At 68.5% G+C, this 17812-nt stretch carries 19 protein-coding genes and 1 tRNA gene; 9 read left to right on the top strand and 11 right to left on the bottom strand.

The features are described 5' to 3' along the window. Positions 1-7: 7 nt before the first annotated feature. The 5 genes from V5E28_RS18545 to V5E28_RS18525 all read right to left on the bottom strand — a co-directional run bounded on the left by V5E28_RS18545 (position 8) and on the right by V5E28_RS18525 (position 5782). Positions 8-84: transfer RNA gene (locus V5E28_RS18545), tRNA-Met, on the bottom strand. A 53-nt stretch (positions 85-137) separates the two neighbouring features. Next, on the bottom strand, positions 138-3065 hold the full coding sequence (locus V5E28_RS18540; protein WP_336208174.1) for a UPF0182 family protein: 2928 nt from the start codon (positions 3063-3065) through the stop codon (positions 138-140). Between the two features lie 137 nt (positions 3066-3202). After that, a complete protein-coding gene (locus V5E28_RS18535; RefSeq protein WP_336208173.1) occupies positions 3203-4240 on the bottom strand; it encodes a YlbL family protein in 1038 nt (345 codons plus the stop codon). A gap of 9 nt (positions 4241-4249) precedes the next feature. Next, entirely contained in the window at positions 4250-4675 is a 426-nt protein-coding gene (locus V5E28_RS18530) for a molybdenum cofactor biosynthesis protein MoaE (RefSeq protein ID WP_336208172.1), read from the bottom strand. A gap of 33 nt (positions 4676-4708) precedes the next feature. Continuing rightward, the gene (locus V5E28_RS18525) at positions 4709-5782 is read right to left on the bottom strand and encodes an NAD-dependent epimerase/dehydratase family protein (protein ID WP_336208203.1); all 1074 of its coding nucleotides are present in this window, start codon (positions 5780-5782) and stop codon (positions 4709-4711) included. Positions 5783-5912: 130 nt separating this feature from the next. Here V5E28_RS18525 and V5E28_RS18520 point away from each other — a divergent pair, with 130 nt between their 5' ends. The 3 genes from V5E28_RS18520 to V5E28_RS18510 are packed head-to-tail and all read left to right on the top strand — an operon-like array spanning position 5913 to position 8721. Then, positions 5913-7121, top strand: coding sequence for a zinc-dependent metalloprotease (locus tag V5E28_RS18520; RefSeq protein ID WP_442945838.1), 1209 nt, complete (start codon positions 5913-5915; stop codon positions 7119-7121). Further along, positions 7118-7678, top strand: coding sequence for an NUDIX hydrolase (locus tag V5E28_RS18515; protein ID WP_336208170.1), 561 nt, complete (start codon positions 7118-7120; stop codon positions 7676-7678). Before V5E28_RS18520 ends, V5E28_RS18515 begins: the two co-directional genes overlap by 4 nt. Before the next feature lie 41 nt (positions 7679-7719). Beyond that, the gene (locus tag V5E28_RS18510) at positions 7720-8721 is read left to right on the top strand and encodes an endonuclease/exonuclease/phosphatase family protein (RefSeq protein WP_336208169.1); all 1002 of its coding nucleotides are present in this window, start codon (positions 7720-7722) and stop codon (positions 8719-8721) included. Here the strand turns inward: V5E28_RS18510 and V5E28_RS18505 are convergent. The 3 genes from V5E28_RS18505 to V5E28_RS18495 form a co-directional block, all read right to left on the bottom strand. Further along, on the bottom strand, positions 8708-9295 hold the full coding sequence (locus V5E28_RS18505; RefSeq protein ID WP_336208168.1) for a hypothetical protein: 588 nt from the start codon (positions 9293-9295) through the stop codon (positions 8708-8710). The two genes, V5E28_RS18510 and V5E28_RS18505, sit on opposite strands and share 14 nt — an antisense overlap. Further along, complete coding sequence (locus tag V5E28_RS18500) at positions 9289-9804, bottom strand: M48 metallopeptidase family protein (protein ID WP_336208167.1); 516 nt, start codon at positions 9802-9804, stop codon at positions 9289-9291. Before V5E28_RS18500 ends, V5E28_RS18505 begins: the two co-directional genes overlap by 7 nt. 67 nt (positions 9805-9871) lie before the next feature. Beyond that, complete coding sequence (locus tag V5E28_RS18495; RefSeq protein WP_336208166.1) at positions 9872-10654, bottom strand: enoyl-CoA hydratase/isomerase family protein; 783 nt, start codon at positions 10652-10654, stop codon at positions 9872-9874. A 258-nt stretch (positions 10655-10912) separates the two neighbouring features. On the opposite strand from V5E28_RS18495, the gene V5E28_RS18490 reads away from it, so the two are divergent. From V5E28_RS18490 to V5E28_RS18470, 6 genes are all read left to right on the top strand, one after another. Further along, positions 10913-12103: a thiamine biosynthesis protein ThiF gene (locus V5E28_RS18490; protein ID WP_336208165.1), complete on the top strand. Its 1191-nt coding sequence runs from the start codon at positions 10913-10915 to the stop codon at positions 12101-12103. A gap of 63 nt (positions 12104-12166) precedes the next feature. After that, a complete protein-coding gene (locus V5E28_RS18485; protein ID WP_336208164.1) occupies positions 12167-13501 on the top strand; it encodes an ABC1 kinase family protein in 1335 nt (444 codons plus the stop codon). 106 nt (positions 13502-13607) lie between these two features. After that, positions 13608-13916: a phosphotransferase-like protein gene (locus tag V5E28_RS49555; protein ID WP_442945837.1), complete on the top strand. Its 309-nt coding sequence runs from the start codon at positions 13608-13610 to the stop codon at positions 13914-13916. 197 nt (positions 13917-14113) lie between these two features. Next, entirely contained in the window at positions 14114-14518 is a 405-nt protein-coding gene (locus V5E28_RS18480; RefSeq protein ID WP_336208163.1) for a hypothetical protein, read from the top strand. Then, positions 14512-14868: a DoxX family protein gene (locus V5E28_RS18475; protein WP_336208162.1), complete on the top strand. Its 357-nt coding sequence runs from the start codon at positions 14512-14514 to the stop codon at positions 14866-14868. Before V5E28_RS18480 ends, V5E28_RS18475 begins: the two co-directional genes overlap by 7 nt. A gap of 269 nt (positions 14869-15137) precedes the next feature. Then, positions 15138-15728 carry a hypothetical protein gene (locus V5E28_RS18470; RefSeq protein WP_336208161.1) on the top strand — a complete coding sequence of 197 codons (591 nt, stop codon included), beginning with the start codon at positions 15138-15140 and terminating at the stop codon, positions 15726-15728. 412 nt (positions 15729-16140) lie between these two features. Here V5E28_RS18470 and V5E28_RS18465 read toward each other — a convergent pair whose 3' ends face one another. The 3 genes from V5E28_RS18465 to tesB all read right to left on the bottom strand — a co-directional run bounded on the left by V5E28_RS18465 (position 16141) and on the right by tesB (position 17783). Next, positions 16141-16410 (bottom strand): WhiB family transcriptional regulator, encoded by a 270-nt coding sequence (locus tag V5E28_RS18465; protein WP_189141775.1) that lies wholly within the window; start codon positions 16408-16410, stop codon positions 16141-16143. Between the two features lie 129 nt (positions 16411-16539). Further along, positions 16540-16803, bottom strand: a complete 264-nt coding sequence (locus V5E28_RS18460; RefSeq protein WP_336208160.1) for a hypothetical protein — start codon at positions 16801-16803, stop codon at positions 16540-16542. A gap of 95 nt (positions 16804-16898) precedes the next feature. Beyond that, positions 16899-17783 (bottom strand): acyl-CoA thioesterase II, encoded by an 885-nt coding sequence (tesB, locus tag V5E28_RS18455; RefSeq protein ID WP_336208159.1) that lies wholly within the window; start codon positions 17781-17783, stop codon positions 16899-16901. Positions 17784-17812 lie beyond the last annotated feature (29 nt).

Here is a 17812-nt window from a genome sequence, read left to right as displayed (position 1 = left end):
TTTCAAATGGTAGCGGGGGCAGGATTTGAACCTGCGACCTCTGGGTTATGAGCCCAGCGAGCTACCGAACTGCTCCACCCCGCGTCGGTGTGTGTCTAAAGACTATCCCTGACACGGGGCTTACGCAAACTGACTGACTACGTCCCACCCGTGGGTGACGCACTCGGTGAGGCCGTCGGAGACGCCGTGGGACTCGCCGTGGGCGATGCCGTCGGGCTGGCCGTCGGTGACGGCTGGACGCCCAGGTCCTTCAGCTTCTCCAGAGCCGTTTCAAGCCGCTGCTGCGCCTTGCCGTACTCGACCCAGTTCGGCGGGTCGGCCCGCAGGGCCTTCTCGGCATCCGAGTAGGCCGTCTGGGCTTCGGAGATGGCCGTGGACAGGGCCGTGGTGGTCTGGTTGGTCTCGGTGGGCTTGTTCTCCTGGTTGGTCTCTTCGGTCGGCGTCTGTTGCTCGCCTCCGAAGACCTGGGCCAGCGCACCTTCGAGGGTGCGGTCCACGCCGATCTTGCTGCCGAACGACACCAGCACGCGCTGCAGGATCGGGTAGGGCTCCTGGCCTCCGCCGGCCGCCACCTGGATGTAGACGGGTTCGATGTAGACCAGTCCGCCCGCGTACGGCAGCGTCAGCAGGTTGCCGTAGCGGACCGACGAGGCGCCGACGCCCAGCAGGTTGAGCTCACCCGCGAAGCGGCTCTGGAAGGCGTTCTGCGCCTGGCCCGGGCCGGGGATCGGGGTGTTGGACGGCATGCGCAGGATGCGGAGCTTGCCGTAGTTGGGGCCGGCCGTGGAGTCGACCGCCATGAAGGCCGCCAGGTTGGGGCCCTGCCTGGGGACGAAGGTCGTCGTCAGGGAGAACGTCGGCTGGCCGCCCGGCATCGTGGTGGTCAGGTAGTAGGGCGGCTGCTTGATGTTGCGGTCGCCCTGTGACGGGTCGTTGGGGACGTTCCAGAAGTCCTGGCCGCTGTAGAAGGCCGCGGCGTCGGTGATGTGGTAGCGCGACAGGGTGTAGCGCTGCACCTTGAACAGGTCTTCCGGGTAGCGGACGTGGGAGCGCAGGCTGTCGGTCATCTCGGCGGCCGGGCGGATGATGCCCGGGAAGGCCTTGCTCCAGGTCTTGAGCACCGGGTCGCTGTCGTCCCAGCTGTAGAGGGTCACGGTGCCGTCGTAGGCGTCGACCGTGGCCTTGACCGAGTTGCGCATGTAGTTGATCTTGTCGATCGGCTGCTGCGCGATGACCCGGGAGCGGTCGGTGGCCGTGTCGCGGGTCATCTCGCCGAGGCTCTCGCTCTGCGAGTAGGGGTAGGCGTTCGACGTGGTGTAGCCGTCGACGATCCAGGTGACCCGCCCGTCGACGATCGCCGGGTAGGGGTTGGAGTCGAGCGTCAGGAACGGCGCGACCTTCTGGATCCGCTCGCGCGGGTTGCGCTCGTACAGGATCTTCGAGTTGTCGTTGATGTCGCCCGACAGCAGGATGTTCGCCTCGCCGTACTTGGCGGCGTAGAAGAGCCGGTTGAGGAACGAGCCGACGGGCACGCCGCCCTTGCCGGTGTAGGTGGTGTTCTTCTGGCCGGTGCCGCCCGTCTCCGGGTAGTCGAGCTCCTGCGGCCTGTTGGGGTTGCCGCCGGCGATCGCGTATTCGGAGGCGTTCTCGTGCTCTCCGAAGTAGATGCGCGACTCCTTGAGACCCGCGTTGGTCACCAGGGGGCCGGTGACCGGCATGTTCTTGGCGTCGTAGTCGGGCAGGCCACCGGCGTCGACCTTGTTGCCGGGCGCCGCCACGATGCCGTAGCCGTGGGTGTAGACGAGGTGCCGGTTGATCCAGTTGTTCTGGCCCTCGGGCGGGCCGGTCAGCTCGCGGACGCCGACGATGTGGTCGACGAGCTTGCCGCCGGTGTCGGGGTAGCGGTCGACGTCGAGCTGGTCGGCGAAGCCGTAGAAGCCGCGGATGCGCTGGGTCTGCTCGTAGGTCGCCGACACGAGCGCCGGGTCGAGCAGTCGCACGCCCGACACCGAGGCGTCGCCGCTGACCTGCACCTTGGCCGGATCGGCCTCGGCGCTGTAGGGGCTGACCTCGGCGTCCTTGATCTTGTACGCCTGCCGCGTCGCGTCGATGTTGCGGGCGATGAACTGGGCTTCCTTGCCCTGCTGGTTGGGCTTGACCTGGAACTGCTCGACCAGCAGCGGGTAGACGCCGCCGATCAGCACGGCCGAGAGCACCAGCAGGCCGAGCGAGACGCCGGGCAGCATGCCCCCCGGCCGGATGACGCCGGCGAAGAACAGGACGGCGCAGATCAGCGCGATGATCGCGAGAATGGTCTTGGCGGGCAGGACGGCGTTGACGTCCGTATAGGAGGCGCCGTGCACGAACCCGCGGTCGGAGAAGACCAGACCGAACCGGTCGACCCAGTAGGCGACGGCCTTGAGCAGCACGAAGACGCCGAGCAGCACCGACAGGTGGGCCCTGGCGGCACGGGAGGCGTGCACGCCGGGCGACTGCAGCCTGAAGCCGCCGTAGAGGTAATGGGTGATGGCCGCGAGGATGATCGCGATGATCACGGCGGTGAACAGGAAGTTCAGCACCATCCGGATGAACGGAAAGTCGAACATGAAGAACGAGATGTCCATCTTGAACTGCTCGTCCACCTGGCCGAACTTCTCGCCGTTGGCGAACTGGATCCAGGTCTGCCACTGCCCGGCGAGTGACGAGCCCGCGAAGAGCGCGAGCATCGCCATGCCGACGATGAAGATGAGTTTGCGATGCGGGTCGAGCGCCATGCGATAGCGGTCCGCGCCGCTGCCGCCGCCGAACATGGCGGGCCCGAACATCGGCCGGGTCCTGAACGCCAGCAGCATGTTGCCGCCGACGAGGCCGACCATGAGCACCGCTCCGATGAGGAACAGCACGATCTCGGTCAGCAGCACACCGGAGAAGACCGGGATGAAATCGATGGCGTTAAACCACAGATAATCCGTGTAAATGCCAGAAAAAAGGAAGAAAAGCGCCACAATCGCCACGAGTGCGATCGCGACAGGCAGAAGCAGTCGCGGTCGGCGGGGCAAGCGCATCGCCCTGCCGCCGGCTCCTGGGGTCCGGAAGCTCAAGGCCAACCCCTCGTCGTGATGAAGAAACGGTCCGTGTCTGGCAACCTACACTGCAGGGCCATCCCTACGACTAACGCACGGCGATCGCGCAAAGTTTCCTCCTAGCCACAAGAAGGCACTGCGCCCTTGCCCCTGCTCAACGCCTCCAGTGCCTGCACCGCGCCATGCAACGTCTCCGCCTTGACCAGCCGCAGCCCGTCTGGCGCGCCCTTCAGGGCCTCGGCGCAGTTGTCGGCCGGAGTGAGGAAGACGGTGGCCCCGGCGTTGCGGGCGCCGACCATCTTCTGGGCGATGCCGCCGATCGGGCCCACCTCCCCCACCGGGTTGATCGTGCCCGTGCCCGCGATCTGCTTGCCGCCGGTGAGGGGACCCGGCGTGAGCTTGTCCACGATGCCGAGCGAGAACATCAGCCCGGCGCTCGGCCCGCCCACGTCGCCCACGTTGATGTCGACCTCGAACGGGAACTTGTAGCGCGCCTGCATGGACACGCCGACCACGGTCGCGCCCTTCGACTCGGCGGTCTGCACCGTGACGTCGAGCTTCTGCTCGCCCCTGGTGACGCCGAACGTCACCGGCTCGCCCGGCTTGTGCGCCCTGACGGCCTCCCCGACGACCTCGATCTTGGTGACCGGCTTGCCGTCGACCGAGGTGATCTCGTCGCCCTTGAGGATCTTGCCGGCGGCGGGCTTGTCCTTCTCCGTGGACAACACCGACACGACGGTGGTGTAGGGGATCTTGAGCTCGCCGAGCGCGGCGGCGGTCGCGTCGTCCTGGGAGTTGGTCATCTCCACCGTGTTCTCCTCCTCGACCTGCTCGGGAGAGCGGTCAGGGGCGAAGATGGTCTCCTCCGGCACCACGGCCACGGTCGGATCCAGCCACCCGCGCAGCGCGGTGAGCAGGTCGATCTTCGCGGTGGGCCCGCCCTGGTAGGCGACGGTGACGAGCCTCAACGCGCCGGTGGTCGGGTACGTCTCCCGCCCGCTGACCGCGATCACGGGCTTCTTGTCGACATCGCCGAGCGTGTTCTCCGTCGGACCGGGACTCAGCACGACATAGGGCACCTTCGACAGCGCTCCGACGATCCCGAGCGCGAGCACGAGAAAGGCCGAAACCAGCAGGGTCAGGGCGCGTCGTGACATGGATCGAGCTTATTCGCAGGCGCCGACCCACTCGGCCGACCCGTCCGCGAACACCTGATGTTTCCAGATCGGCACCTGAGACTTGAGATCGTCGATCAGCCTGCGCGCCGCCCTGAACGCCTCGTCCCTGTGCGGGCAGGACACGGCCACGATCACCGCCGTGTCGCCGAGCTCCAGATCACCGACCCGGTGCACGGCCGCGAGCGCGGTGACCGGAAAGTCGGTGGCCACCTTCTCAGCCACCGCCCGCAGTTCGCTGTCGGCCGAAGGGTGCGCCGAATAGGAGAGCCGGGTCACGGGCTTGCCGTTGTCCCGCTCACGCACGGTGCCCACGAACAGCGTGGTGCCGCCGGCCGCGTGGTCGCCCACCGCGGCCATCACCTCGTCGACGGACAGCGCGGTGTCACGAATGGCTAGCAACCGGATGACGTCCACGAAAAGAGCCTACAGATTTTTCCCGCCCGAGCCTCACCCGCGTCGCTTCTTGCGCACCTGGTGGACGATCGCGGCGGTGCCGATGACCGCGACAGTGGCGCCGGCCGCGGTGAGAGTGGCCTCCTTGACGGGCAGGCGTCTGCCGACCACGGTCGTCCGGTTCGCGCGCAGCTCCACCACCTGCGCGAGCGCCGCCTCGTTGGTCCAGGACGGCTTCCACCCCACCTCGCGCAACCTCGCGCAGTCGACCACCCACGGATAGACGACATAGTGCAGGTCGGTCGCGGGAGCCGGGGTGATGCCCAGCCTGTGCAGCCGCTGCGCCGTGCCGAACGTCAGCCCGGCCGGCAGCTCGAAGCCGCGGATCCCGGACAGTTCCTCGACCTGCTCCTGCTCCAGCCACCCGTCGGAGCCCACGGCGAGCACGCCGGTGATCGCCCCCTTCGCGGCCAGTTCCAGGGCCGAGACCAGGTCGTCGATGTGGCAGAACTGCCAGCGCGGGGTGCAGCCCTTGACCGTGAGCAGCCTCGGCGACTCGAAGTGGCGGGTGATGACGCTGTCGACGCCGGGCCCCACCACCGCGGCCGGGCGCAGCACCGTCAGCTCCAGCCCCGGGTGGCTGCGCAGCGACCTGCGCACCAGCGCCTCGATCTCCAGGTAGTCGCCCACCACGCCGGTGTCCGGCTCGGCCGCGACCGGGCCGTCTTCGGCGAGCGGCACGTCGTTGTCGGGCGCCGCGCCGTACACCATCGCGCTGGTGACCAGCACCACGCGGCGGACCCGAGCGGCCGCGCTGGCGGTGAGCACGGTCTGCGCCGCCCTCAGGTTGTACGCCCTGCGCTCGGCGGGGTCGGAGTCGACGGCGTAGTCGCCGGCCAGATGGACCAGGACGTCGATGTCGGATATCCGGTTCGCCAAGAGCGGATCTCGTACGTCGATCACTCTCCAGGTCGCCTCCTGGATGTCGCCGCGCTCCTCGTCAATGGCCACCACCCTGCGGAAATCCGCGGAGGCGACGAGCCTTGCGAGCAGCTCGCGGCCCAGGCCTGAGGCAGCACCGGTGACGGCTACGACGGGTTGGCGCGGGCGTTTCGAGGTAGGCACCAGGTCCTCACTTTGCACTGATCCGCCGTAGGACGACTAACGTGGCGGATGTGGACTCCTCCATCCTGCACGAGGTAGAGCGGTGACTGACCTGCCAGGTCGCGAAAACGACCCCAACGAAAACCCGTTCGCCATGTTCGGCGACCCTGAGCAGATGGCTCAGGCGATGCGCCAGTTCGCCGACATGCTGTCGGCTCCTCAGGGTTCCGGCCCTGTCAACTGGGACATGGCCAAGAACATCGCCCGCCACGCCGTGGTCGCCGAGGGTGATCCCAGCGTCATGGAAGGCGAGCGCCGCCAGATCGTCGACGCGCTGCACCTGGCCGATCTGTGGCTGAACGAGGCCACAGAGCTCCCCAGCGGCGTGTCCGGCCCACAGGCGTGGAGCCGTTCGGAGTGGATCGAGAACACGATCCCGGTGTGGCGCAAGCTGGCCGAGCCGATCGCCGAGCGCATGGTCGAGACCATGGGCGGCGCACTCGGCGGGGCCGGTCTGCCTCCTGAGGCGCAGCAGATGGCCGGGCCGCTCATGGGCATGCTCAAGCAGATGGGCGGCATGATGGTCGGCCAGCAGATCGGCCAGGCGCTGGGCTCGCTGGCGCGCGAGGTGATCGGCACGACCGACATCGGGCTGCCGCTGTCCGACACCGCGGCGCTGCTGCCCGGCGGCATCGCCTCCTTCAGCGAGGGTCTCGAGCACCCGGCCGACGAGATCAGGCTCTATCTGGCGCTGCGCGAGGCCGCGCACCACCGGCTGTTCCAGCACGTGCCGTGGCTGCGCGGACACCTGCTCGGCGCGGTCGAGGACTACGCCAGGGGCATCACGGTCGACACCTCCGCGCTGGAGGAGCAGATCCGCGGCCTCGACATCAACAACCCCGAGGCGCTCCAGCAGGCGCTCAGCGGGGGCGCCCTGCTCAAGCCCGAGGAGACCGAGCGGCAGAAGGCCGCCCTGGCCCGCCTGGAGACGATGCTCGCGCTGGTCGAGGGCTGGGTGGCCACGGTGGTCGACGAGGCCGCCGCCGGCAAGCTGCCCTCCGCCGTCGCCCTGGCGGAGACCGTACGACGGCGGCGCGCGACGGGCGGCCCGGCCGAGCTGACCTTCGGCACGCTCGTCGGCCTGGAGCTGCGTCCGCGCAGGCTGCGGGAGGCGGCGGCGCTGTGGCAGGCGCTGAAGGAGGCGCGCGGCACCGAGGGGCGCGACGCCCTGTGGGGTCATCCCGACCTCATGCCGCGGGCCGACGACCTGGAGGACCCCGAGGCGTTCGTGCTCGGCGAGACGGCCTGGGACATCTCGCAGCTCGACCAGAAGCCCGACGACAAAGGCGACGACCAGAGTTGAGCCTGCACCAGGACGCGGTGGCCGTGCTGACCGCGTGGACCGCGCCGACGGCCGGCGAGGACCGGCTGCGCTCGGAGTTCCTCGAGCATCTGGCGTCGCATGACGACGCGATGCTGCGCCAGTGCGTTCCGGGGCACCTGACGGCGACGACGGCCGTGCTGTCGCACGACGGCGCGCGGGTGCTGCTCACGCTGCACCCCAAGGCCCGGATGTGGCTGCCGATGGGGGGCCACTGCGAGCCGGCCGACAGTACGCTGGCGAACGTCGCGTTGCGCGAGGCCGTGGAGGAGTCGGGCATCGCGGACCTGGAACTGCTGCCGGGTCCGCTGGCGGTCGACAAGCACCAGGTCTGGTGCCATCCGCCGCACAGCTGGCATCTCGACGTCGAGTACGCGGCCGTCGCCCCGGCGGGAGCGGAGGCCGTGATCAGCGAGGAGTCTCTGGATCTGCGCTGGTTCCCGATCGGGGAGATCCCGGAGCCCTCCGACGAGGCGACACGCCGCCTGGCCGCACGTGGACACGCCGCGCTTACCTCGCGGTCACGCGCGTTTGGCTAGAGTCCGCTGGAGATCGCATCGTTCCAAAAAAAGGGGGGCATGTGAGCGTTTCAGCGGACAGTCCAGTCGGTGGCACGATCGTCACACCCGTCCGCCGCAAGCGCAGCGGGCGCGGCGGCGCCACGCTGACGTGGCTGGCCGTGACGCCGTTCGCCGCCTGGGCTCTCGCCAGGGTGGCGGGCCTGGAGCGCGGATCCATCCCCACCCAGCTCATGACCGCCACGCCGTACGCCGCGGCGGGCTCGCTGATCCCCCTGCTCATCGCCGCGCTGGGGCGCAGGCGCGCCGCCACGGCGGTCGCGCTGCTCACCGCCACCGCGCTCGGCTTCAGCGTGCTGCCCAGGGCCTTCGGCACGGCCGAGGCCACGCAGGGCAGGCCGTTCAAGGTGCTCAGCATCAACATGCTGTTCGGCAGGGCCGACACCCAGACGATCATGAAGATGGTGCACGAGCTCGGGCCCGACGTGCTCAACACCCAGGAGCTGACGCCCGGAGCGGTCGATGAGCTGGACGAGGCCGGGCTGCGGGAACTGATGCCGCACCGCGTGGTCGAGGCCGAGTGGAGCGCCGGCGGGAGCGGGCTGTTCTCCAAGCACCCGCTCGAACCACTCACCGGTGTGATTTCGCGCACGGCGGGTCACAACATGCCGGCGGCGAAGCTGGCGCTTCCCGGTGGCCGGCCGATCGAGTTCATCGACGTCCACCCCTTTCCGCCCCTCGGCCGCCAGGTGATCGAGTGGAACGAGGCACTGGAGTCCTTCCCCGGCGCCTCCCGCGACACCGTGCGCATCCTGGCCGGCGACTTCAACGCCTCGCTCGACCACGCCCAGATGCGCCGCCTGCTCGACCGCGGTTACAAGGACGCCGCCGCCCAGGTCGGCGCCGGGCTGATCCCCACCTGGCCGTCCAACAAGCGGATCCCGCCGATCATCACGATCGACCACGTGCTGGTGGACCACCGGGTGGGCGTGAAGGCGGTCAGCGTGCACGACGTGCCGGGCACCGATCACCGGGCGGTGTTCGCGGAGCTCACCGTGCCGTGAGCAGCGCGCGCGTGTTGTCCCAGCCTTCGAGGCCGGGGTCCAGGCGCTCGACGTCCTCCGGGGTGCGCAGCCGGTGCCAGCCCGGCGTGGTGGCCACCTTCCGCGGGCCGGGAGCCTGCGCCCGCAGCGTCGCCACCAGATCGGGGTCGTCCAGGTCGGGATCGGCCCAGCCGGGCGCCGGCAGTCCGCAGGCCAGCGCGACGGCGCCGCCGCGCTCTGCCGGGCTCACCGCGAACTCGGCGCGTCCCAGCTCGCGGAACAGCTTGCCGACCAGCAGTGGCGGCAGATCCGGGGCGTCGCCGGCGATCACCGCCGCCTGGTCGCCGCCGAGCTTGCCGAGGATGCTCCTGAGCGGCTCGTCCTCGGCGATGGCGATCACCTCGGTGCCGGGCCAGACGATCTCCTCCAGGCCTGGGACGCTCGTCACCAGGACCGGCGTCACGAGCTCCAGCCCCGAGACCATCTCGTAGGTGTCCTCGGCCACCGCCTCCAGCCACCGCCGCCCGTCGACGCCTTGCGGGGCGGACGCCGCCATGCTCTGCCGTACCAGGACCGCGACGACGCGCGTCAACATTCCTCCGGTGCCGTGTGCGCCGCGGCGGAGAATCCTTCGAGGAACCCGCGCGCCCGCTCTGCCTTGGGATACTGTTCGACCAGCGCCCAGAAACGGGGGCCGTGGCTCGGCACCAGCAGGTGCACGAGCTCGTGGATGATGACGTAGCTGATGACCCATTCGGGCAGGCCCTTGAGGCGGGTCGAGATCCTGATCGTGCCGTTCTCCGGAGTGCAGGAGCCCCATCGGTGCTGCTGGTTGTCGACCCAGCGGACGCTCTCGGGATCGGCTCTGCCATCGAGATACTTCGCCGACAGTTCCTTTGCCCGTTCGAGGAGAGCTTCGTCCGTCGGCCGCCTTCGGCGTTCCTTCGCCGCCAGCCGATCGAGCATCCGGCTCACCCATTCATCCGCGTCTTCACCGCTCAGCCAGGCGGGCAGGAGCACGATCGTCTTGTCGCCGTCACGGTAGGCGGAGACCGTACGCCGGCGACGAGAACTGCGACGGACCTCGACTGTCTCGGGGGGCACATATGCACGTTAGCCGAGACTGGCGAAATTCCACAGAGGGTGGACGTTGTTTCTGCTGGTCAGATGATTAAGACCCGGTGAATTTGGGCACACGCCTTTCCCGATGCGCTGCCAGGCCCTCGATCATGTCGGCGGATGTCATGGTCACCGGCTGCGCGAGGGACTCCCAACTGAGCGCGGCTTCAAGATTCGGATGATCCCGGTCGAGGGCGACTTTGGTGAGCTTGGTGGCAATGGGGGCGTTGCCGGCCACCCTCTGGGCGATAGCGATCACCTCCGGCAAAAGGTCATTTTTCGGGAAAGACCGATTTGCTAGCCCTTTAGTCGCGGCCTCCGCGCCGAGAAGCGTGCGGCCCGTCAGAAGCATCTCCTTGGCCAGACCCGTCCCCGCCCGCCGCGGCAGCAGATAGGTGGCGGCCATCCCCGGGTGCAGGCCGAGCGAGGTGAACGGCGCCAGCAGCTTGGCGTCGTCGGCCGCGTACACGAGGTCGCAGGCCAGCGCCACGCACAGGCCGGCTCCCACGGCCGCGCCGTTCACCGCGGCGATCGTGGGGACCTCGAGCTCGGTGATGGAGAGCCAGGAGCGGTAGAAGGCGAGCATCCTGTCACGCAGCCGGTCGACCGGCTCCACGCCCCGCTCCCCCAGCCAGGACAGGTCGCCGCCCGCACAGAAGGCCGTCCCGGCGCCGGTCACGACCACGCATCGGACGTCCCTGTCCCCCGCCAGATCGGTCATGGTCCGGCGCCAGGCTGCGGTCATGCCATCGGTCATCGCGTTGCGTACGTCGGGGCGGTTGAGGGTGACCAGGACGACGCCATCGTCCTGACGATCGACCAAGAGTTCGTTCATGCGGGGAGCGTAGCCCGGCGGGGTGATCTCTGGCTGTAGGGCGACTTTCGGGTGCCCTTCTCCTTTTTACGGTTCGTACTCCCGGCGTCATCGTCAGGGGCCTTTTGTGCGGCCCTGCAGTCGGCGTCACCGCCCCGCGGTGCCGTTGGGTTCTTTGTCCACAGGGGCGCGGGTCGGGCGTGAGTTATCCACAGCAGCGGGGAAAGGGGATCCGGATCTTGAATGCCCGTGCAAATCTTTCGCGCCATGAGGCCATGTGTGAAACCCGCCCTCCGGCGCACCGACCGCGACGACCACACCCTCCAATTCGGCGTGCACCCACGGCGGGCCGTCATGCTGACCGGTCTGACCCAGCCGGTCCGCCGGTGGATCGACGGTCTCGACGGCACCCGTGACCTCGCCCGCGTGCTGAAAGAGGCCGCCGCGGCAGGGCTGGACGAGGTCAGCGCCCGATCCCTGCTCGACCAGCTCATCCAGCAGGGTGTGCTGCACGACGCCGGGGGCCCGCCGCTCCCGCTGCCGCTGCCCCAGCTCGACCGGTTGCGACCCGACCTGGACGCCCTTGACCTGGCCTCGTCCACCCCGGACGGCGGGCGGCAGGCGATGCTGCGCCGGGGGCAGGCGCAGGTGCGTGTCTACGGTGCCGGTCGCGTTGGCGCGCAGGTCGTCGCCCTGCTGGCCGCCGCCGGTGTGGGGACGATCCGGGTGATCGATCCTGGGCCGACCCTCCCCCGCGACATCACGCCGGGCGGCCTGACCTGGTCCGAACTGGGCCTCAGCCGCCAGGACGGCGCGGTGGCGCTGGCCCGCAGGATCACCGGTTCCCCTGCCGCTTCGCCCACCGCCCACCCGACAGGCTCGGCGACCGCCTCACCCGCCCCCTCGGGCCGGGGCCGCCGGCCGGCCGCCTCTCGGGAGCGTGCGGACCAGCACGGCCCGACCGTGGACGCGAGAGCCGGTGGCCCACCTCTGAGTGACAGGTCCCAGCGGCCCGATCTCGTGATCCTCACTCCTGTGCGACCGCTCGACCGCGTGCTCGTCAACGAGCTGTTCGCGCTGGGCATCCCCCACCTGCTCGCGGCCGCCTTCGAGGGCCACGGGTGCGTTGGCCCACTGGTTCTGCCTGGTCAGACCGCGTGTCTGCACTGCCTAGACTTGGCTCGTCGCGACCGTGACCCGGCCTGGCCGATCGTCACCGCACGCCTGGGCGGCTTCCCTCCGGGCGAGATCGCCTGCGATGCCGTCCTGGCGAGCATGGTGGCGGCCGCGGCGGCCGGTCACGCGCTCGCCCATATCGACGGCCGGGAGGCGGTTGTGACCAACGGCACAATGGACGTCTTCCCTGATTGGCACTGGAAAAGACGGTCGTGGGACGTCCACCCGCAATGTCGTTGTATGCGAAACAATCCAAATCCGCTAACAATGGTCATGTCAGCTACCTGCGACTGACTTGCCCAGGTATCGACCACGAAGGGGGGAAGTGGCATCCCGGTTGGGATACCGCGCATCAGTGTGAGCGATCTTCCGCGCCGCGCAGTCACGCGCTCCGCCAAGCTGGCCGCCCTTCCGATCGGTTTCGCCGGTCGCACCGCCCTGGGGCTCGGTAAGCGCATCGGCGGCAAGTCCGCCGAGATCGTCGCGGAGGAGATCCAGCAGCGCACCGCCGAGCAGATCTTCAAGGTCCTCGGTGAGCTCAAAGGCGGCGCGATGAAGCTCGGCCAGGCGCTGTCCATCTTCGAGGCCGCCTTGCCCCAGGAGATCGTCGGCCCCTACCGTGCCACGCTCACCAAGCTGCAGGACGCCGCACCCCCGCTGCCCGCCGCGACCGTGCACAACGTGCTCGCCGAGCAGCTCGGAGACGACTGGCGCGACCACTTCCTCACCTTCGACGACCAGCCGACCGCCGCCGCCTCGATCGGCCAGGTGCACAAGGCCGTGTGGCACGACGGCCGGCAGGTCGCCGTCAAGATCCAATACCCCGGGGCCGGCAAGGCTCTGCTGGGCGACTTCGCCCAGCTCGCGCGTCTCGGCAAGCTGTTCGGCGCGTTGCTTCCGGGTCTCGACATCAAGGCGGTGCTGGCCGAGCTGCGCGACCGGGTCGCCGAAGAGCTCGACTACCTGCGCGAGGCCGAGGCCCAGCACGCCTTCGCCTTGGAGTTCAACGGCGACCCCGACTTCCACGTCCCTGACGTGATCGCCGCCAACGAGATGATCCTCGTCACCGAATGGATGGACGGCACGCCGCTGTCCCGCGTCATCACCGGCGGCACCCAGCAGGAGCGGGATCACGCCGGCCTGCTGTTCGTCCGCTTCCTCTTCTGCTCTCCGGCCCGCGTCGGCATGCTCCACGCGGACCCCCACCCGGGCAACTTCCGCATCCTGCCCAACGGCAAGCTCGGCATCCTCGACTTCGGCGCCGTCAACCGCATGCCCGGCGGCTACCCCCCGGTCTTCGGCCAGCTGACCCGCATCTTCAACCAGGGCGACATGGAGTCCGTGGTGGCGGGCCTGCGCGACGAAGGCTTCATCCGCCCCGGCATAGAGATCGACCCCGACGCCCTGCGCGCCTTCCTCGCCCCCTACGTCGAGCCGACGTCCGTGGAGGAGTTCACCTTCAGCCGCGAATGGCTCCGCGCCCAAGCGGCCAGCGTCACCGACCTCCGCCCCACCAACGTCGTCCGCCAGCTCAACCTGCCGGCCTCGTACGTTCTCATCCACCGCGTACACGCAGCCGGGATCGGCGTCCTGTGCCAGCTCGGCACCACGGCCCGCTTCCGCGACGAGGTCGTCCGCTGGGTTCCGGGCTTCACCGAGGACCCCAACGACGAAGCCCTCGCCACCACCTGACACCGGCCCCGGCATCCCTCAACCTCCTCACGGCCACCGGCCATCGCCTGCCACAGCACTCCTTCACAGCTCTTGATCTCCAGCTCGGCCGTGCCATACAGAAGGCATGAATCTCTTGAGGGAACCACAGCCGCCGGATCGCGGGCCGGGGCGGATCATCATGCTCAACGGGGCCTCCAGCTCGGGCAAGTCGACGCTCGCCACGTTGCTACGACGCGCATCACCGCGTCGCACGTCATCCCCCGGCGCCCCGCCGCGTCGCACGTCATCCCCCGGCGCCCCGCCGCGTCGCACGTCGCCACCTGGCGCATCACGGCATCGGCGCATCTGGGCATGTCATCGTCCTTCGTGCATCTCCGCTGATCTTGTCGATCGGTCACGAAAGGTGCGGCGAGGGATTTCGCCGGCGTTCTGATGTCACATTTCCCGCATAGGGAGCGTCATTGAGGTGACCAGTGCCGCCCAGCTGCACCTGCTGACAAGGAGGCCGATGCTGTGAGCCCACAGTTGGTGCGTCTCGCCACACACCGAACCCGGGTCCGAAAGGCCAGGCACGCGAAGCTGTTCCGACCTCGCCAGGTTCCCGTACCGCCTCGCATGTGCTTGCCGGCTGTGCGTCCAACGGCCCACGCGGAGGTCCAGCAGCTGCACAGCCTTACTGGGGATGCGCCGGGCCGGCTGCCGGGCATTCCGGTGGCCAGCGCCTTCTGGCAGCCGCCTGCCATCCCGGCACCCGCCACACCCGCCACCCCGGCAAGCACCACGCCCGCCACCCCAGCGAGCACCACACCCGACACCCCGATAAGCGCCGTGCCAGACATCCCGGCACCCGCCACATCCGCCATCCCAGCAGGCGCCACACCCGGCACCCCGGTGAGCAGCACGTCGGGCGTCTCGATGACCGCCACCTGCCGGCGGCGGATGGGGATGTGGGATGACACCGCGTCCGTGCCCCAGCTGCCGGCTGCTCTCGGCGACATGCCGGCCAGGATGATCGGTGAGGCGGAAGAATGCTGACCGCGTACGCCGTCGTGACCATCGTGACCATCGTCGTCAACGCCGGTGCGGCTGTGGCCGACTTCGCGCGGGCGAGATTCGTCCTCGCGAACGCCGCCGAAGTGGGAGTGCCGCCGAACTGGGTGCTGCCTCTCGGCGCGCTCAAGCTCGCCGGAGCGGTTGGTCTGATGCTCGGCCTGGTCGGGGTTCCCTTCGTCGGCCTCGCCGCCGCGACCGGCCTGGTGCTCTTCTTCGTCGGGGCGCTCGTTGCGCACGTGCGGGCCCGCGTGTACTACAACCTGGCCTTTCCAGGCGGTTTTCTGGCGCTCGCCATCGCCTCTCTTGTACTGGACGCCGTTGTGTCGGTGTGAAAGGCCCATGGCGGTGATCAAGTGAGGTCGGCGAGGCGAATCTTCCTCTACCGACCCAGGTGCTGCATCGACGCCGACAAGGACACGTCCACGCCGAATGGGGCGGTTCCGCCACACCTTCCTGCGCAAACGGTGACCGAATACGCTCCGGCTCCCGCGCGGCACGCCGAATTCTTTCGAGGTGCTTACAGGAGCTCGCCCGCTCTCAACTTCGCGGCCCACAGCGCGCATGCTTACGGCGTTGTCACCGGAGAAAAGGATGGTCCTGTATGCGTCTCTACCGGATAACCGCTGTGGCGGGCTTCGTCTGCGCCGTGCTTCTCATCGTGAACGTTCTCCGGCGCGCGGGTGTCATTCCAGAAACGGCTCTCACGCATGCCCTCGCCCCGTTCGCGGCGCTGGCGGGGCTGTTCGCGCTCACCGGCCTGTACCTGCTCATCCGTGGCAGCGCGGGGACTCTCGGTCTGGCCGGCTACTTCCTCAACGCCACCGGCCTGGCCGGGGCCTTCGCCATTGAGTACGCGTTGCATTTCGTTTTCCCGTCACTCAGCGGCGCCACGGTGTCGGGTCTTCTCTCGGGCGACACGGGCATGGCCTTCATCGTCACTTCTGTCATTCTGGTGGCGGGGGTGCTGACATTCAGTGGAGCGGCCATCCGGACCGGCCTGCTTCCTGTCCCGGGCGTCGCACTCTATGCCGTGGGCATGATTCCCGGCTCTCTGCGCAACGCCGTCCCATTGCCGGTATATCTGATCGGCCTGGTCCTCGCCGCGGCGGGAATCGCCTGGATGGCCACCCGCCTGTGGTCGGCCGAGGACGACCCGGCAATGGCCCCGGTGACCAGAGTCACCGCGCACTGACCCGTACTGCGGAAGAAATCCGAATGGTGAGGCCCTTCAACAACATCGCCCCGTGCGGAACAATTCTGTTCCGCACGGGGCGATCGATATTCACAAGCTGATCACACAGATCTGGTGATCCGGGAGATCCTGCGCCGGCGGCAGGATCTCCCGGATCAGCCCTCCATGCTCAGGGCTCTGCTGAGGCGTTCGTTCGCCCGCTCGACCCTGCGCCGTGCCCGCTGGACACGGTCGATACGCGCGGCCAGTCGCTGCTCGCGCGCCTCTCGATGGAGAGTTTGTATTCGGTCGTTTACCAGTTCATGGTAGAGATACGGCTCCGTGTGACTCATCGGCATGAGGCTCATCTGTCTGGCTTCTTTCTGTCTGAAGGTCTAAAGGTCTGAAGGCTGTTGCTGGACTGCTGCGTGGTTCAGGCTGCGACCGGGTGCTTGCGCGGACGGCCGCGAGGACGCTTGCGGGGTACGACGGTCCCGCGGAGGATAAGCTCGCCACCCCAGACGCCCCAAGGCTCCTCGCGCTCGAGCGCGCGGGCCAAGCAGGCCTTCTGGATCGGGCAGCCGCCACAGAGCGCCTTGGCGAACTCGACGTCCTCCGGTGACTCTGCGAACCACAGGTCAGGGTCGGTACGACAGGGGATCTCGGCTTCGTCGATCAGGTCCATGATCGTCTTCGCCCCCATCTGCTTTCTCCTTTGATCGAGCTTTTTGATCTTGTTCGGGCACCTCGTGGGTGTTCGGGGATCACGGACAAACAAAGAGGCCGCGGATCCTGTGTGCGGATCCGCGGCCTGGGGGCTGCTATGTGCCGGTCAGGTTATGACCGGCGCATCCCTCCAGGGTTGCGGACCGCGCAATCCACCCTTGGTGATCTGCTGGGTCGGCACTTCGGCGCCCGCGGCGTAGGCAGGAGCGATCAGGGCGGCCGCACTGACATGGGCGGGCGCATAGAAAGCGGAGTCCTGACGACGGGCAGACTTCTCCTGCCGCAGCTTGGCCGGCCCATCAACGAGCCTCACCGCGTCACGGCATGCGAAGGCGAGCCACTGCGTGGCCGACATGTTGATGCTGATCACTGGGACTCACCTCCACTCTGGGATCGTCGGGCGGAATGCCCGACTCGCTTGACCAAGACCCTAAACCGGGATCCCGGGACTGGGCAACATATTTTCTACCTGCGATTTTGTGACTTTGTCACACGGATCATGGCCTCCTGAACCACGGACACCACCAGCTCACCTGAGGCGGTGAACATCTCGCCCCGCGCGAGCCCCCGGGCCTGCCCCGACCAGGGCGACTCCTGGGCGTACAGCAGCCAGTCGTCGGCCCTGAACGGCCGGTGGAACCACATGGCGTGGTCCAGTGAGGCGCCCATGACGTTCGAGGCGCCCCAGGCCATGCCGTGCGCCAGCAAGATCGTGTCGACCAGCGTGAAGTCCGAGGCGTAGGCGGCGAGCACCACGTGCAGCAGCGGGTCGTCCGGCAGCTCGGCGTCGTAGCGGAACCACACGTTGGTCTCGGCGCTGCGCAGCTCCGGGTTCTGGTAGGCCTCCCAAGTCAGCGGGGAGGCGTATCGGGCGTCCACCGGGCGCGGGCGCGAGAGCCACTCGCGGAGCTCGGAGTTGGTGCCGACCAGCTTGGCCATCCGCTCCTGGAAGCCGGGCAGCGATTCGGGATCCGGCACCTCCGGCATCACCAGCGCCTGGTGGTGCACGCCTTCTTCGAGAACGTGGAACGACGCGGACATGGTGAAGATCGTCTTGCCGTGCTGGATGGCCGTGACCCTGCGGGTGGTGAACGACCTGCCGTCCCGCACCCGTTCGACGTTGTAGACGATCGGGACCGAGGGGTCGCCGGGGCGGATGAAGTAGGCGTGCAGCGAGTGCACGTTTCTGTCGGAGCCCACGGTACGACCCGCCGCGACCAGCGCCTGCGCGGCCACCTGCCCGCCGAAGACCCGCTGGATGCGCTCCTCCGGGCTGCGCCCGCGGAACATGTCCAGCTCGATCTGCTCCAGGTCGAGCAGGTCGAGGAGCTCCTTCAGCGCCTCGTTCACGAATCCCCCTTGCGTTGGCCGTTCTGGCA

Origin of the sequence: Nonomuraea sp. LPB2021202275-12-8 (assembly GCF_037044575.1) — a bacterium.
Lineage (GTDB): Bacteria > Actinomycetota > Actinomycetes > Streptosporangiales > Streptosporangiaceae > Nonomuraea.
Note: the sequence above shows the minus strand (reverse complement) of the source record. Positions and strands in the feature narration are given on the sequence as shown.

What these genes read in the sequence shown, in the direction of transcription:
- V5E28_RS18535 (WP_336208173.1), bottom strand. Translation starts at nt 4,240, where the DNA reads ATGTCACGACGCGCCCTGACCCTGCTGGTTTCGGCCTTTCTCGTGCTC.
- V5E28_RS18475 (WP_336208162.1), top strand. Translation starts at nt 14,512, where the DNA reads ATGCTGACCGCGTACGCCGTCGTGACCATCGTGACCATCGTCGTCAAC.
- V5E28_RS18470 (WP_336208161.1), top strand. Translation starts at nt 15,138, where the DNA reads ATGCGTCTCTACCGGATAACCGCTGTGGCGGGCTTCGTCTGCGCCGTG.
- V5E28_RS18465 (WP_189141775.1), bottom strand. Translation starts at nt 16,410, where the DNA reads ATGGGGGCGAAGACGATCATGGACCTGATCGACGAAGCCGAGATCCCC.
- V5E28_RS18505 (WP_336208168.1), bottom strand. Translation starts at nt 9,295, where the DNA reads ATGTTGACGCGCGTCGTCGCGGTCCTGGTACGGCAGAGCATGGCGGCG.
- V5E28_RS18495 (WP_336208166.1), bottom strand. Translation starts at nt 10,654, where the DNA reads ATGAACGAACTCTTGGTCGATCGTCAGGACGATGGCGTCGTCCTGGTC.
- V5E28_RS49555 (WP_442945837.1), top strand. Translation starts at nt 13,608, where the DNA reads ATGAATCTCTTGAGGGAACCACAGCCGCCGGATCGCGGGCCGGGGCGG.
- V5E28_RS18540 (WP_336208174.1), bottom strand. Translation starts at nt 3,065, where the DNA reads ATGCGCTTGCCCCGCCGACCGCGACTGCTTCTGCCTGTCGCGATCGCA.
- V5E28_RS18520 (WP_442945838.1), top strand. Translation starts at nt 5,913, where the DNA reads ATGTTCGGCGACCCTGAGCAGATGGCTCAGGCGATGCGCCAGTTCGCC.